The sequence below is a fragment of the Chryseobacterium hilariae genome (genome assembly GCF_051400735.1).
GTDB lineage: Bacteria > Bacteroidota > Bacteroidia > Flavobacteriales > Weeksellaceae > Chryseobacterium.
Window position 1 is genome coordinate 143,698 of sequence record NZ_JBLFFJ010000003.1, and the last position, 13,397, is coordinate 157,094.

The following is a 13,397-nucleotide window of genomic DNA, read 5'->3' on the forward strand; positions in this document are numbered from 1 at the left end:
TTAAAGTTACTTAACCTCTAAAGCTTCCATCTTCCATCTCCATTCTTATATTTTTATTTCGACTGATGGTTCACATCATTTCTATGTTCAAGAATTTCAAGATTCTCATCAACAAAGTAAGCACTTCCAAATCCGTTCACATAAGATCCTTTTACAGGCTGTAGGGCAATAAGAATAAAATCTCCCATCTCAGAAATAACATCAACCACTTTTCCGTGAGTTTCTTTAAGCTTAGTAACAACAGTGTTCCAGGTTTCAGAATCTCTTTCTATCTGGGAAGTCGATGCTTCTATTGTGAGCCGTTCACGGGCATAGATCTGTTTGGTTGCAGATTCGTCTTCAATGAACATCACGGAGGTTTTTCTGCCATCCGCAAGATTTTTGGTATGTTTTGCCATAAAAGAGACCAGAATATATAACGTATTGCCTACCTGTACAAAGGGTGCATAGCTGGAATTAGGAGTTCCTTCCGCATCTACCGTAGCTAAAATCACACTTTTGGTACGTTCTATCAGTTCCCTTACTTTTGGTGCAACCGGCTTGGCCTTCCTGTTGGCCTCTTCCTTGGAATTTGTATGATTCATAACATAAAATTTATCTGAACAAAAGTAGTTATTTATATTAAGACTAAATAATATTAAACCATGTATAATCTCATAAAGCCTAACACGGTGTGCCGTTTTTATATCTTAATTATTAATTGTAATTTTGCATTTCGTTATCAACTGAATTTAAACTTATTCATTACATATGAGTACTACAACACAATACGTTCCTTACAAAGTGAAGGACATATCCCTAGCAGAATGGGGAAGAAAAGAAATTACCCTTGCCGAAGCAGAAATGCCAGGTTTGATGTCTATCCGTGAAGAATACGGACCATCTCAACCTTTAAAAGGTGCAAGAATTGCCGGATGTCTTCACATGACGATCCAAACAGCCGTGCTTATCGAGACATTGGTGGCTTTAGGAGCTGAAGTTACCTGGTCTTCTTGTAATATTTTCTCTACACAGGATCACGCTGCTGCTGCTATTGCTGCTGCAGGAATTCCCGTTTATGCATGGAAAGGTCTGAACGAAGAGGAATTTGACTGGTGTATTGAGCAGACTTTATTCTTCGGTGAAGACAGAAAACCATTGAACATGATTTTGGATGATGGTGGAGATTTAACGAATATGGTTTTCGATAAATACCCTGAATTCACAAAAGATATCAAAGGGCTTTCTGAAGAAACCACTACAGGTGTACACAGACTTTATGAAAGAATGAAGAACGGAACTTTAGTAATGCCTGCTATCAACGTAAACGATTCGGTAACTAAATCTAAGTTCGACAACAAATACGGATGTAAAGAATCCGCAGTAGATGCTGTAAGAAGAGCTACAGATGTTATGCTTGCTGGAAAAAGAGTGGTAGTTTGCGGATACGGAGACGTAGGTAAAGGTACTGCTGCCTCTTTCAGAGGAGCTGGTTCTATCGTTACCGTTACTGAGATCGATCCAATTTGTGCTTTACAAGCCGCCATGGACGGTTATGAAGTAAAAAGACTGGATACAGTTGTAGACAATGCAGATATCATCATCACTACTACAGGTAACTTTAACATTGTAAGAGGAGAACATTTCCTTAAAATGAAAGATAAAGCGATCGTTTGTAACATCGGTCACTTCGACAATGAAATCGATATGGCCTGGTTAAACAAAAACTACGGTCAGACAAAATCTGAAGTTAAACCTCAGGTGGATATCTACACATTAGAAGGCGGTAAGGAAGTTATCATCCTTGCTGAAGGTAGATTAGTAAACCTTGGCTGTGCAACAGGACACCCGAGTTTCGTAATGTCTAACTCTTTCTCTAACCAGACTTTGGCTCAGATCGAACTGTGGAACAATTCTGCTGCTTACAAAAATGAAGTATATATGCTTCCAAAGCACTTAGATGAAAAAGTAGCTGCTTTACACCTTAAAAAGTTAAGCGTTGAGCTGGAAACTCTTTCTCCGGAACAAGCTGAATATATCGGTGTAGATGTAAAAGGCCCATTCAAGCCTGAGTATTACAGATATTAATATTTTCAATCTTATAATAAAAGACTTTTCAGATTCCTGGGAAGTCTTTTTTTATTGGTTTAGTCTTGTGACATCTGTCTCCGTATTTTACCCATATTTTTTTAGCATTGCCACTAAGATTAGAAAAAATGGAATATATTTAACCTCTTAAACAAAAACATTTAATCAATGAAAAAACAAAGAGTATCAAATGCGTTCGTAGCCGCATCTTGGGTAGCATTGGGAGCAGGGATGATAGGCTTCATCGTAGGTCTTGCCAGAGCAGAAATGCTGCTCAATGAAAAAGGATATTACTTTACTATCCTTCTTTATGGCCTGTTTGCCGTAGTTTCTCTGCAGAAAGCCGTCCGTGACAGATTGGAAAACATCCCGGTAACGGATATCTATTATGGAATCTGCTGGTTTGCAACGCTTTCTTCCATTGTCTTATTGGCCATAGGGCTTTGGAATGCCACTATACTTCCGAGTGAAAAAGGATTTTATGCATTTGCGTTTCTCCTCGCCCTTTTTGGCGCTATTTCCGTTCAGAAAAATACAAGGGATAATATGGCCCAGGAATAAATAAAAAAACGCTCCGGTATTCGGAGCGTTTTTGTTTTATAAAATCTTTAGTTTATGAAAAAGAAGTCATTCACTTTGCTTTCATTATAAGAAAGACAGCAAATCTAAGATTCACAATTCACAATTGACTATTCACAATTATACTACCTATCATATTGATTCGGGTGCTGAGCTTTAATATCATCAACTGTTCCCAATACCTTATCTTTCAAAGAATCCTGATATTTCTGAAGATTTCCAGCGATTGCTTCATCTGCACTTCCCAGGATCTTGACAGCCAGAATTCCTGCATTCAAAGCCCCGTTTAAAGCAACTGTTGCCACCGGAATACCGCCCGGCATCTGAAGGATAGACAATACAGAATCCCAACCGTCAATAGAATTGCTGGATAAGATAGGAACCCCGATCACAGGTAATGTGGTACAGCTGGCTACCATTCCCGGAAGGTGTGCCGCCCCTCCTGCTCCTGCAATGATCACTTTAAGGCCTCGTTCCTTAGCTGTTTTCGCATAGTCGAACATTCTTTCTGGGGTTCTGTGCGCCGAAACTACCGTCAGTTCGTATGGAATATCGAGGCTTTTCAAAAAATCTGCAGCCTGTTCCATGATCGGCAGATCGCTCTGGCTGCCCATTATAATTCCTACCATCTCAATTTTTATTAGATCGTCAAAGATAAAAAAATATAATCTTTTTTGAAGTATACATTTCTTCCTGCCTTTTCAGTCTAAAAAAGATAAAAATATTTCGTTTTATAAAATCAAAAAAAGTTAAACTGTGTTAATCTTGATTCAGTGTTATCATTTTTTTACAATATTTGTTTACTAACCAACATAAAAATTTATTCAAATGAAAAATTTAAAAAAGCTTAAAAAAGAAGAACTAAAAAAAGTTTTAGGAGGTATGGAGGCCTGCTCATTCCAACTTTGTTTTAGAAACGGCAAATGGCAGTGTGTTCCTTTTGACACATGCGGAGGATTCCAACCTTAAAAGCCAAAAGAGTACATTAAAAAGTGTACTCTTTTTATTGTTACATATTTTACCTGTTCTTCTGGGCCTTCAAAAAACACAGCAACTGTACCCATCTGCTTAATTTCATAACCTGTATATTTGCTTGGCATATTTAATTTCTATATTGAAAGACTATAAACTTACTTTTGCAGTACTGACCGTTGCCATTGTATGGGGAACTACCTTTTTGTCGATCAGGGTGGCAGTGGAGACCATTCCCGCATGGTTTGTCGCCGGAATACGTCAGTTTCTGGCCGCCATTATGATGTTTCTGATTCTTCTGTACAGGAAAGAATTTAAATGGATTGGCTGGAAAAACCTGAAGTACCAGCTTATTTTTTCGTCATTAATGCTCATTATTGCGAACGGAATGACAACGGTAGCCGAAGAAGAAGTTACCAGCAGCCTGACATCCCTGATCAGTGCCTGCTCACCTATTCTCGTTTTTTTGGGAAGCCTGGCGTTAGGACTTCAGAAGTTCCATGCAAGAGCCTTTATCGGTGTCATCATGTGTTTCAGTGGGATTGTTTTCATATTTTGGGATGGCATTCATGATCTTAAAAACCCGGATTATGCCTTAGGCATTCTGTTCCTGTTTATTGCCATTGCAGGGTGGGCCTCAGGAACAATCTTTACAAAAAAAATGAATATCCAGAGTGGTAATATCTTTCTGAATCTGTTTTACCAGTTTCTGTTTGCCGGAATTGTACAGCTTATCTTTGCATTTTTGTTTTCAGAAAATTATAATTTTGAAAACTGGAGTGCAAAAAGTATAGCTGCAATGCTTTATCTGGCTGTTTTTGGCTCTGTAGCAGCATTTTTTGCTTTTCATTATGCTTTAACCAAAGTGTCGCCGGTGCAGATATCGATCCTTGCCTATATCAATACCCTCATCTCCATATTTTTAAGCTGGCTGATTCTTAATGAGGAGATCAGCGCTAAATTTATTATTGCTGCCGTACTGATTATCGTGGGTGTATTTATCATTAATTATAATCCGCAAATGTTCAAAAAAAAGAAAATAGAATAATATGAAACTGTCCGCATGCGGATACTCCAATTCATTGAAATCAAAACTTCAGCATTATTGGCAATAAGAGCCAGATCCATTAATCCTTAAAAAATCACCTGCGTGAACTTCTTATACAGGTTCTAATTTTTCAGGATTTCTGCTTCAACAGTGTCATTTTCCCTTCATTTAAGCTTATTTGAACAGGGAAATTTTATATTTTGCTTATTTTTTCCTATATTGTTTACCCCAACACTGACAATATGCTTAAAAACACATTTTTTCTCCTCCTTACCGGCTCATTTTTCCTGATTAGCTGTGATTATAAGGAAAAAGAAAAAAACCTGACTGAAAGAGAAAAACAACTGCTCGAAAAAGAAAAAATATTTGCTAAAAAAGAATCTGAATATCAGTCTCTGTTAAAGATGAGGGACAGTATTTTTGCAAAAAAAGATTCCGTGAAGATCGTTTTATGGCCAGAAGAAATTTCGGGGCCCTGGACAGGAAAAGTTATTTGTACAGAATCTAACTGCAGTGATTATGTAGTGGGTGATCAGCGTACGGATACTTGGGAATTCGACAGCGATTCTATTCATCTGTCGGCAAAAATCATTAATAACAATAACCTGGTAAGGGTTTATTCAGGTAAATTTGAAAATAATGAGATTAAACTCAATTTCAGAACAGATTCCACTTCTCAAAAGAAAGTAGAGATGAATGTCCTCCTTAATGATATTTCCGATACCAAGCTTAAAGGAACAAGAACTATTACTGCCGACAACGGCTGTACAGCCAAATTTTCCGTCGAATTAGTACGTTCCACAAAATAAAAAACATCTATGATTTTACTGAGTATACACAATCTGAGTTTTCCTATAGAAGATCCGGTACTAAAATTCCTGTTGGTACTGGTCATCATTCTTGCCGCTCCCTTACTTCTGAATAAAATTAAAGTTCCGCATCTCCTGGGGCTTATCATTGCAGGAGCTGTAATAGGACCAAACGGCTTTAATGTGCTGGCAAGGGACAGCAGTATTGTTGTAACAGGGACTACTGGTCTTCTTTATATCATGTTTCTTGCAGGATTAGAGATCGACATGGGCGATTTTAAAAAGAATAAGTGGAAAAGCCTTACGTTTGGGCTCTACACATTTATTGTTCCTTTCGTTCTGGGTTATCTGGGCGGCTATTATCTGCTGCATTTTTCTATATTGACCTCGATCCTATTTGCCAGTCTTTTTTCTTCACACACGCTGATTGCCTATCCGTTAGTCAGCAAACTGGGAATTGCCAAAAATAAAGCAGTGAACATTACTGTCGGAGGAACGATGATTACCGATATTCTGGCCCTTTTGGTGCTTGCCGTAATTGTAGGAATGTCACAAGGTGATGTGGGTACGGAATTTTGGCTTAAACTCTCCGTTTCCTTTATTGTTTTTGCCCTGATTGTCCTGATTGTATTTCCGATCATAGGACGTTGGTTCTTCAAAAAGGTAGATGACAAGATTTCACAGTATATTTTTGTACTCGTAATGATTTATCTGGCAGCGATGCTTGCTGAGCTTGCCGGAGTAGAAGCCATTATCGGGGCGTTCTTTGCCGGACTTGTTTTAAACAGGCTCATTCCGCATACCTCATCTTTAATGAACAGAGTTGAATTTGTAGGAAATGCTATCTTCATTCCGTTCTTCCTGATTAGTGTAGGAATGCTGATCGATTTTAAAGTTTTCTTTAAAAGCTGGGAAACACTGGAAGTAGCAGGAATCATGCTTGTTGCATCCATTGGAGGGAAATATATTTCAGCCGTAATGACCCAAAAGACATTCAGGCTGTCCAAGGAGGAAGGAAAGCTTATTTTCGGCCTAAGTTCTGCTTCTGCAGCGGCAACATTAGCCTCTGTAATGGTGGGATATAATATTATTCTTTCCGAAACGGAAACCGGCGAACCGGTAAGATTGCTGAATGAGCATGTACTGAACGGAAGTATTCTTCTGATCCTTATTTCCTGTACAATCTCTTCATTTATTTCAATGGCCAGTGCCCAAAAAATTGCAGAAAGTGACAATGAAGATACAGTTTCCGGCAACAGCCATGAAGAGGAAAACATCCTTCTGGCTATTAACCATGAGGAAACTGTGGAAAGGATGGTGAATCTAGGTATTTTGATCAAAGCCCACTCTAATACAGAAAACCTGTTTGCTCTAAACGTCATTAATGAAGATAAAAATGAATCTTCTGTAAAAAATGCTGAAAAGCTCCTCCACCAGGCCGCAGATGCAGCTGCTGCAGCTGACGTTAAAATGCAGACTCTTAAAAGATATGACAATGATGTGATCAATGGGGTTAAAAATGTCATTAAAGAACAGAATATTACAGACCTTATCATCGGGCTGGAGGATGAGAAAGGCTTCTCCCCTTCTTTTGTCTACAACCTTTACAGTGGATATCTTCAGAATGATGACGTGAATGTACTGGTATATCATGCAGCACAGCCACTCTCCACAATAAAAAAATATGCCGTGATGATTCCGGAAAATGCCCATAAGGAAGCAGGATTCTTCCATGCGATTCTGAGGGTATGGAATATTGCAAGAAATTCCGGTGCCAGCGTAGTTTTTTATGCTCCGGAAAACATTCTGGATATCCTTCAGAAGATCGTTAAGAAAGCCAATATAGAGGCTGAATTTATCATTATGAGTACGTGGCAGGACGGTGAAAAAACAGCTGCAAAGCTAAAAGAAGATGAAGCACTGATTGTCCTGATGGCTAAACGCGGGATGAAGTCCTATATTCCACGAATGAGGCTTATACCGGAATTGCTGAACAGATACTTAAGTGATAATAATTATCTGCTCATCTTCCCATTCTCAGAATTTGACGAAAACAGCCCGGAAATACGTTCGGTGGGGAACCATGGAGATTTTGTAGAGATCGGAAATGTGATCCAGAAGATTTTTAAATAACAGAATTGAAATAAAAAAAGCCGGAAGATTTTTCTTCCGGCTATAGCTATCAAAGAGATACTCTTATTACATTACATACCAACGTCCACAAGCATTATGACATCCAAAATTATTCTCCGGGTCAAAGCCTGGAGATTGAAGGCATGCTGCCTGACTTGTATAATATGGCTGTCCTGAGCCCCACCATTGTGCACATTCCGGAGTAATTCCTCCTTTTACAGATTTTAAAGATTCTCTTGAGATTTTTTTTAAGTTTTTCATAGTAGTAATATTTGATGTTTCTCCGAATTTTTCATATTTCCGGATTTTCATTATGAAAATACATGTTTTATTTTAATTTCAATATATTTTTTTCATTAAATCACATAAAAAAGTAAAACAAACTTTATAAAGAGACACAATTCACAATCTAATGTAATATCCTGGAGATATGACAAAGTATTTCTTTATGAAATATTTTCATAATAGTTTGGAATAAAAATGAGAAGGTCTTATTAAAAATCCGTCACTCAATTTTCAAAATATTTTTCACGCAAAGTTTTTTATATCATTCTGAATTGGGATAAAGCAAAGGCAGAATCAACAAGTTTATTCGACGAAGCGCACGGCTTAATCGCACATAAAAAAAGAGCTGTAATGATCTTCCAGCTCTTTATCTTTTATCTTAAGTTTTTATTCAGCAATAACCCTCACCATACTTTTCACCGTCACCAGCTTCTCCATCAGTTCTTCCCTGGAATCAGCCAGTACATTGATATGTCCCATTTTTCTTCCGGGTTTGGTTTCGGTTTTTCCGTAGAGATGAATGTAGGTTTTCGGTAATTTAAGAACATCATCCATTCCTTCGTAGATCACTTTTCCGGCGTGTCCTTCTGCTCCAACAAGGTTCAGCATTCCGCTGTAGGTGAAAGCATCTGTGTCTGCCAATGGCAGGTTTTTGACAACGCGATACATCTGCTCAAACTGGGAATTGGCATTTCCTTCCTGGCTTTGGTGGCCTGAATTATGCAATCTTGGAGCAGTTTCATTCACCCATATTTTTCCTTTTTTATCAAGGAACAGTTCGATGGCAAAAAGGCCGGGCGAGTTTACAGCAGCAAGAAATTTCTCAGTAATGGAATCAATCTGCTTCTGAATATCATCGTTTAAAAATACAGGACAGATATTGAAATCTAACAGGTTCAACTTTGGATCAGCTACCATTTCCGTTACAGGAAAAGTTTTGGTTTCTCCGTTTTCGTTTCTGGCAACAATTACGGAAAGTTCCTTGTCAATATCTACCAGACTTTCGATCACGGAAGCTTCTTTCCATAAATGCTGATAATCATCTTCTGTTTTAATCACCTGAACGCCTTTTCCGTCATAACCTCCGGTGTTCATTTTCTGCACAAACGGCAACGGCATCATGATCTTTTCTTCACTGTTCCAAACAACCTGAAATTCAGGACTTGGAATATCGTATGTTTTGTAGAATTCTTTCTGGAGGATCTTTTGCTGGATGGTTTTAATAATAGCAGCATTAGGGACTATTTTTACACCCTGCTTTTCAAGCTCTGCCAAAGCATCGGCATTAACGTGTTCTATTTCGATGGTGATTACGTCTTTATCTTTCCCGAAATTCAGTACCGTATCATAATCGTTGAAATTTCCCTGCGTAAAATGGGAGATGCTGCTGCATGGTGCATCGGAAGCAGGATCCAGTGTATAAAATTGGTCATCGTATTTCAGTGCGCTTTGTATCAGCATTCTTCCAAGCTGTCCGCCTCCTAAAATTCCTATTTTCATTCTTACTTTTATTTTTTCTATTAGATTTTAATGGAAAGTTTTATTGAATTTTATCAATCTTCAAATATCCAAGTCCTATTGGGTTTTCCTGATTCTCTGCCTCAGATTTTGTCAGGATAATGGAATACTTTTCTTTCATTTTTTGTGGCAGAATGTCATTAACATTGAAGATATCATCAATATCAACACCGTGTTTATCATCAATATGGCTTACGGCTCCTTCAAAGCCCATCGTTGCATAAAATTCTGTTGCCTTGGCCCTTTTAATAATTTCACCCATTGATTTTCCTACCATCAGGTGCTGTTCGTGAAATTCTTCAAAAAAACCTTTTTTGTATCCTCCTAAATTAAGGAAATACAGCTGGTCTTCAGACGGCTGATCTGTTTTTTCAATGATCTTCACCCCATATCCGTCTGCAAATCTCACCTCCTGATAACAGTCTAGATGAATCTTTCCGTCCGCTTCTTTCCAGAAATCTTTCATATCGGGAACGAGATCTTTAAGATTTTCTGCGATCCCGAAAAAAACGTCATGCTGCTCGATATTCCTCCCTTTGGGTGTTGCACCGAGAATGATATAAAATAATTTCATTTCACTTTTCATATCTGCAAAAATACGTCAAATTTATCTTTTTTAAACGTTTGGCAGAGTACCGCAATAGTTTTATATTTGTAATTATGTCAGAAATCATTATTCTGTTCCTCGGCGCGGTTTCAGCCGGTCTTTTGGGTTCACTTACAGGTTTGGGAGGAGGAGTCATCATTATTCCTTTATTGACGCTGGGTTTCGGCGTTCCGATGCATTATGCCATTGGTGCTTCTTTAATTTCTGTGATCGGTACTTCTTCGGGTGCTGCCGTAGCTTTTGTGAAGGAAGGGTTTACGAATATGCGGATAGGCATGTTCCTGGAAATTGGTACAACTGCCGGAGCTATTATCGGAGCATTGGTTTCCGGAATGCTTAATCCCAATACAATCGGAATTATCTTTGCGAGCATCCTTTTATTAACAGTTATTATCAATCTTAAGGGAAAACCTGATCACCAGGAACCTTTGATAAAAGGAAGCCTTGAAGAAAAACTGAAACTGTACGGAACTTTTCCTGATAAAGGGGTTTTAAAAAGCTATTCTGCAAGAAATACGGTTTCGGGATTTCTGATGATGCTGTTCGCCGGCGCGATGTCCGGGCTTTTAGGGATCGGCTCCGGTGCTTTAAAGGTTCTCGCAATGGACAATATGATGAAGCTGCCATTTAAGGTTTCTACGACTACGAGTAACTTTATGATCGGTGTCACAGCTGTAGCCAGTGCCCTGATCTACTTCCAGAGAGGTGAGATTATTCCTGTAATTGTAGCACCGGTACTTATTGGTGTCGTAGTAGGAAGTTTCATTGGTTCAAAAACCCTGATGGTATCCAAGACGAAGAAATTAAAAGTATTCTTTGCGATTGTGATCACCATCTTATCAATATATATGATGTATAACGGTATCAATAAAAGTTTCAGATAATGAGAAAGAATTTTACAGATGTGGATCTGAACCGTTCGGTAGGAAATCTTCTGAGACTGGGCGTTATTTTGTCAGTGGCAACATCATTGATCGGCTTTATCAAACTTTTCATGGAAGGCTTTAAAATGCCTAAAAAATACACTTCTCTGGACATGGGTTCCTCTTCTGAAAAGGTATGGGGAATGTTTTGGAGTTCTTTATGCAAAGGAGAAGGTATGGCTATTATTCAGCTTGGAATACTGCTGCTGATCTTTACACCTCTGGTTAGGATTATTTTTGCACTGGTAGGGTATTTAAAAGAAAAAGACTACGTGTATGTAGTCATTTCCTCAATTGTTCTGGCCATTATGGCTGTTAGCTTCTTTGCAGGTTACGCTCACTAATTTTACATTTCATAAAACTCCAGCGGAAGCCGGTCCGGATCCTGGGTAAAGAAGAATTCTTTTCCCGTGTATTCATCTATGCGGATATCTTCACAGATGAGACCTTTTTCTATAAGCTCTTTTCTTTTGCTTTCTACATTCTCTACCGAAAAGGCCAGATGCCTTAAACCGCATGATTCAGGGCGGGAAGGTCTTGGCGGAGGCTCAGGAAACGAGAACAGTTCAATAACGTAATGGTCCCCGATAGCAAGGTCAAGCTTATATGACTGTCTTTCTTCACGGTAAACTTCGCGGATAATACTAAGGCCTAAAACTTCAGTATAAAATTTTTTTGAAACTTTATAATCTGAGCATATAATGGCAATGTGATGGATCTTCATTTTACATATTTTACTTTTTCCTTCAGCTTTCCATAGATTGGAAGTGAATAACAGATTGATTCTATCCTTTATTATTTTAATTCTCTGCAGTTTTCTTTTCTTCTGGTATCGATGATGTACTGAATTTTCCAGTCATTCTGCTGCTTGACCAATTGAAAGCTGTTCGCCCCGCAATGTGAAAATTTACCTTTAAAGAAGAAAGAATAAGGCGTAAAAACACTGGCAAGTCCGCCATCTGTATGTACAGCATCAATGACAATTCTTTCATCAAGATCATCCTTTGAAAATTTGGAAACGGAAGCAATAAATTCCTGTACGTTTTCATTTTTTACTGTTCCGTCTTTTGTAATACTCTGAAGAATAGCTCCTTCTGCAAAAGCAGATTTCATCAGTTCAGGATCTGCATTTTTCATTCCTAAAAACAGATTACGGATCGGTTTTTCTATTTCCTGGTTCTGCTGTCCGAAACAGAAACTACCGAAGAGCAGAGCAGCTGCAATAAGTTTATTCATATGGATTTTAATTAATCTGACAGAATAAAAATAGGAAAAATATGGTAAACTATTAAATCAACAAAGCTTAAAAAACGAATTGATTTGAATTGTATAAAAAATAAACTATTTTTATCCGTTGATTAAATTTTATGTGGAGTATTTATTTGTCGTTAATCGGATTGCTGGTGCTTTTGACACTGTTGCCTAAAATTCAGAATTCCCATTGGATATTCAGGGTTCCGGAATTTGGTAAGATTCAGATTACGTATGCTGTTTTGATTACTTTTATTGTAGGACTTCTGATTGATCATCCTCAGCATTTCTGGTATGGGCAGGGTCTTCTACTCTTACTGTTTGTTCATCATGGGGTCACGCTAGTAAAGTATACTCCGCTTTATCCGGTCAAAAAGCATAAGCAACAGCATCAATCTTCTCAAAAACTGCATTTCATTTCTGCCAATGTTTATCAGTTTAATAAGGAATATGACAGATTTATTCAACTTATTAAAAAATACAGACCTGAAGTCTTTATGACTATGGAAAGCAACGGAGAATGGGAACAGGCTATGAAAGTTCTTGAAAAAGATTATCCGTTCCAGCATAAAGTAACTCTTGAAAACACCTACGGAATGCACTTCTACTCTAAAATTGAGATTAAGAGTGCACAGACGCATTATTTCGTGGCTGATGATATTCCGAGCATTGAAGTACATCTAAAGACTGAAGATGGCTTTTCGTTTGTATTTTTCGGGGTACATCCGCCTCCGCCAAGTCCTACTGAAGAGGAAACATCAAAAGAGAGAGACGGTGATCTTTTAAGTGCAGCAAAACGGGTAAAAGAGATCCACGAACCGGTTATTGTTGTGGGAGATTTTAATAATGTGGCATGGTCGAAATCATCCATACTATTCAGGAAAACGAGTCATTTGATTGATCCCAGGATCGGGCGTTCTTTTGTCTCTACCTTTCACGCCAGATACCGTCTGTTGAGATTCCCTATCGATCTGATGTTCCACAGTGAGGATATTTTTATCAATGAGCTTAAAACCCTGGAAAATTTTGGGTCAGACCATCTTCCGGTATATTGTGAGTTTTTCATAGACCATCACAATGATGAACAGGAAGAACGGGTTCAGGAAGCCACTCAGGAAGAGAAAGCGGAAGCAGAAGAAATGATTCAGGAAGGAAAGGAAGAAGACGGCAACCGTGATGAAATAGTGACTGAAGGCTAAAATACC

16 protein-coding genes are annotated in these 13,397 nt (G+C 38.3%); 9 read left to right on the plus strand and 7 right to left on the minus strand.

Going from position 1 to position 13,397, the window contains the following annotated elements; all coding sequences use genetic code 11:
• Positions 1 to 53: 53 nt before the first annotated feature.
• The gene (locus ACMGDK_RS10140) at positions 54 to 584 is read right to left on the minus strand and encodes a HugZ family pyridoxamine 5'-phosphate oxidase (RefSeq protein ID WP_436807848.1); all 531 of its coding nucleotides are present in this window, start codon (positions 582 to 584) and stop codon (positions 54 to 56) included.
• A 166-nt stretch (positions 585 to 750) separates the two neighbouring features.
• Between ACMGDK_RS10140 and ahcY the strand changes: the two genes are divergently transcribed.
• Both ahcY and yiaA read left to right on the plus strand, forming a co-directional pair.
• Positions 751 to 2,067 (plus strand): adenosylhomocysteinase, encoded by a 1,317-nt coding sequence (gene ahcY, locus ACMGDK_RS10145; RefSeq protein ID WP_116013564.1) that lies wholly within the window; start codon positions 751 to 753, stop codon positions 2,065 to 2,067.
• Between the two features lie 168 nt (positions 2,068 to 2,235).
• Positions 2,236 to 2,628, plus strand: a complete 393-nt coding sequence (yiaA, locus tag ACMGDK_RS10150) for an inner membrane protein YiaA (protein WP_034728978.1) — start codon at positions 2,236 to 2,238, stop codon at positions 2,626 to 2,628.
• A 143-nt stretch (positions 2,629 to 2,771) separates the two neighbouring features.
• Here the strand turns inward: yiaA and purE are convergent, their stop codons facing one another.
• On the minus strand, positions 2,772 to 3,275 hold the full coding sequence (gene purE, locus ACMGDK_RS10155; protein WP_436807849.1) for a 5-(carboxyamino)imidazole ribonucleotide mutase: 504 nt from the start codon (positions 3,273 to 3,275) through the stop codon (positions 2,772 to 2,774).
• Positions 3,276 to 3,474: 199 nt separating this feature from the next.
• Between purE and ACMGDK_RS10160 the strand changes: the two genes are divergently transcribed.
• The 4 genes from ACMGDK_RS10160 (at position 3,475) to ACMGDK_RS10175 (ending at position 7,608) form a co-directional block, all read left to right on the plus strand.
• Entirely contained in the window at positions 3,475 to 3,615 is a 141-nt protein-coding gene (locus ACMGDK_RS10160; protein WP_157963416.1) for a bacteriocin-like protein, read from the plus strand.
• A 145-nt stretch (positions 3,616 to 3,760) separates the two neighbouring features.
• Positions 3,761 to 4,666 (plus strand): DMT family transporter, encoded by a 906-nt coding sequence (locus ACMGDK_RS10165; RefSeq protein ID WP_436807850.1) that lies wholly within the window; start codon positions 3,761 to 3,763, stop codon positions 4,664 to 4,666.
• A 242-nt stretch (positions 4,667 to 4,908) separates the two neighbouring features.
• Positions 4,909 to 5,475 (plus strand): hypothetical protein, encoded by a 567-nt coding sequence (locus ACMGDK_RS10170; protein WP_436807851.1) that lies wholly within the window; start codon positions 4,909 to 4,911, stop codon positions 5,473 to 5,475.
• A 9-nt stretch (positions 5,476 to 5,484) separates the two neighbouring features.
• Complete coding sequence (locus ACMGDK_RS10175; RefSeq protein ID WP_436807852.1) at positions 5,485 to 7,608, plus strand: cation:proton antiporter; 2,124 nt, start codon at positions 5,485 to 5,487, stop codon at positions 7,606 to 7,608.
• Between the two features lie 66 nt (positions 7,609 to 7,674).
• On the opposite strand, the gene ACMGDK_RS10180 is transcribed toward ACMGDK_RS10175, so the two are convergent.
• From ACMGDK_RS10180 to ACMGDK_RS10190, 3 genes are all read right to left on the minus strand, one after another.
• The gene (locus ACMGDK_RS10180; RefSeq protein ID WP_436807853.1) at positions 7,675 to 7,869 is read right to left on the minus strand and encodes a bacteriocin-like protein; all 195 of its coding nucleotides are present in this window, start codon (positions 7,867 to 7,869) and stop codon (positions 7,675 to 7,677) included.
• 411 nt (positions 7,870 to 8,280) lie between these two features.
• On the minus strand, positions 8,281 to 9,393 hold the full coding sequence (locus ACMGDK_RS10185) for a 5-(carboxyamino)imidazole ribonucleotide synthase (RefSeq protein ID WP_436807854.1): 1,113 nt from the start codon (positions 9,391 to 9,393) through the stop codon (positions 8,281 to 8,283).
• Positions 9,394 to 9,433: 40 nt separating this feature from the next.
• Complete coding sequence (locus ACMGDK_RS10190; protein WP_436807855.1) at positions 9,434 to 9,985, minus strand: DUF1543 domain-containing protein; 552 nt, start codon at positions 9,983 to 9,985, stop codon at positions 9,434 to 9,436.
• An 86-nt stretch (positions 9,986 to 10,071) separates the two neighbouring features.
• On the opposite strand from ACMGDK_RS10190, the gene ACMGDK_RS10195 reads away from it, so the two are divergent.
• On the plus strand, positions 10,072 to 10,902 hold the full coding sequence (locus ACMGDK_RS10195) for a sulfite exporter TauE/SafE family protein (RefSeq protein WP_111960971.1): 831 nt from the start codon (positions 10,072 to 10,074) through the stop codon (positions 10,900 to 10,902).
• Positions 10,902 to 11,285 (plus strand): DUF1634 domain-containing protein, encoded by a 384-nt coding sequence (locus ACMGDK_RS10200; RefSeq protein WP_436807856.1) that lies wholly within the window; start codon positions 10,902 to 10,904, stop codon positions 11,283 to 11,285. Before ACMGDK_RS10195 ends, ACMGDK_RS10200 begins: the two co-directional genes overlap by 1 nt.
• A gap of 2 nt (positions 11,286 to 11,287) precedes the next feature.
• Here ACMGDK_RS10200 and gloA2 read toward each other — a convergent pair whose 3' ends face one another.
• Positions 11,288 to 11,665: an SMU1112c/YaeR family gloxylase I-like metalloprotein gene (gene gloA2, locus ACMGDK_RS10205; RefSeq protein ID WP_436807857.1), complete on the minus strand. Its 378-nt coding sequence runs from the start codon at positions 11,663 to 11,665 to the stop codon at positions 11,288 to 11,290.
• 71 nt (positions 11,666 to 11,736) lie between these two features.
• Positions 11,737 to 12,177, minus strand: coding sequence for a nuclear transport factor 2 family protein (locus ACMGDK_RS10210; protein ID WP_436807858.1), 441 nt, complete (start codon positions 12,175 to 12,177; stop codon positions 11,737 to 11,739).
• Positions 12,178 to 12,308: 131 nt separating this feature from the next.
• Here ACMGDK_RS10210 and ACMGDK_RS10215 point away from each other — a divergent pair, with 131 nt between their 5' ends.
• Positions 12,309 to 13,391, plus strand: coding sequence for an endonuclease/exonuclease/phosphatase family protein (locus ACMGDK_RS10215; protein ID WP_436807859.1), 1,083 nt, complete (start codon positions 12,309 to 12,311; stop codon positions 13,389 to 13,391).
• Positions 13,392 to 13,397: the final 6 nt, after the last annotated feature.

Bases quoted from the DNA above. Each gene is read 5' to 3' on its own strand.
- ACMGDK_RS10140 (WP_436807848.1), bottom strand. From the start codon at position 584: ATGAATCATACAAATTCCAAGGAAGAGGCCAACAGGAAGGCCAAGCCG.
- ACMGDK_RS10185 (WP_436807854.1), bottom strand. From the start codon at position 9,393: ATGAAAATAGGAATTTTAGGAGGCGGACAGCTTGGAAGAATGCTGATA.
- ACMGDK_RS10215 (WP_436807859.1), top strand. From the start codon at position 12,309: ATGTGGAGTATTTATTTGTCGTTAATCGGATTGCTGGTGCTTTTGACA.
- ACMGDK_RS10170 (WP_436807851.1), top strand. From the start codon at position 4,909: ATGCTTAAAAACACATTTTTTCTCCTCCTTACCGGCTCATTTTTCCTG.
- ACMGDK_RS10180 (WP_436807853.1), bottom strand. From the start codon at position 7,869: ATGAAAAACTTAAAAAAAATCTCAAGAGAATCTTTAAAATCTGTAAAA.
- ACMGDK_RS10210 (WP_436807858.1), bottom strand. From the start codon at position 12,177: ATGAATAAACTTATTGCAGCTGCTCTGCTCTTCGGTAGTTTCTGTTTC.
- gloA2 (WP_436807857.1), bottom strand. From the start codon at position 11,665: ATGAAGATCCATCACATTGCCATTATATGCTCAGATTATAAAGTTTCA.
- ACMGDK_RS10175 (WP_436807852.1), top strand. From the start codon at position 5,485: ATGATTTTACTGAGTATACACAATCTGAGTTTTCCTATAGAAGATCCG.
- ACMGDK_RS10195 (WP_111960971.1), top strand. From the start codon at position 10,072: ATGTCAGAAATCATTATTCTGTTCCTCGGCGCGGTTTCAGCCGGTCTT.
- ACMGDK_RS10190 (WP_436807855.1), bottom strand. From the start codon at position 9,985: ATGAAATTATTTTATATCATTCTCGGTGCAACACCCAAAGGGAGGAAT.
- yiaA (WP_034728978.1), top strand. From the start codon at position 2,236: ATGAAAAAACAAAGAGTATCAAATGCGTTCGTAGCCGCATCTTGGGTA.
- ahcY (WP_116013564.1), top strand. From the start codon at position 751: ATGAGTACTACAACACAATACGTTCCTTACAAAGTGAAGGACATATCC.
- ACMGDK_RS10160 (WP_157963416.1), top strand. From the start codon at position 3,475: ATGAAAAATTTAAAAAAGCTTAAAAAAGAAGAACTAAAAAAAGTTTTA.
- purE (WP_436807849.1), bottom strand. From the start codon at position 3,275: ATGGTAGGAATTATAATGGGCAGCCAGAGCGATCTGCCGATCATGGAA.
- ACMGDK_RS10200 (WP_436807856.1), top strand. From the start codon at position 10,902: ATGAGAAAGAATTTTACAGATGTGGATCTGAACCGTTCGGTAGGAAAT.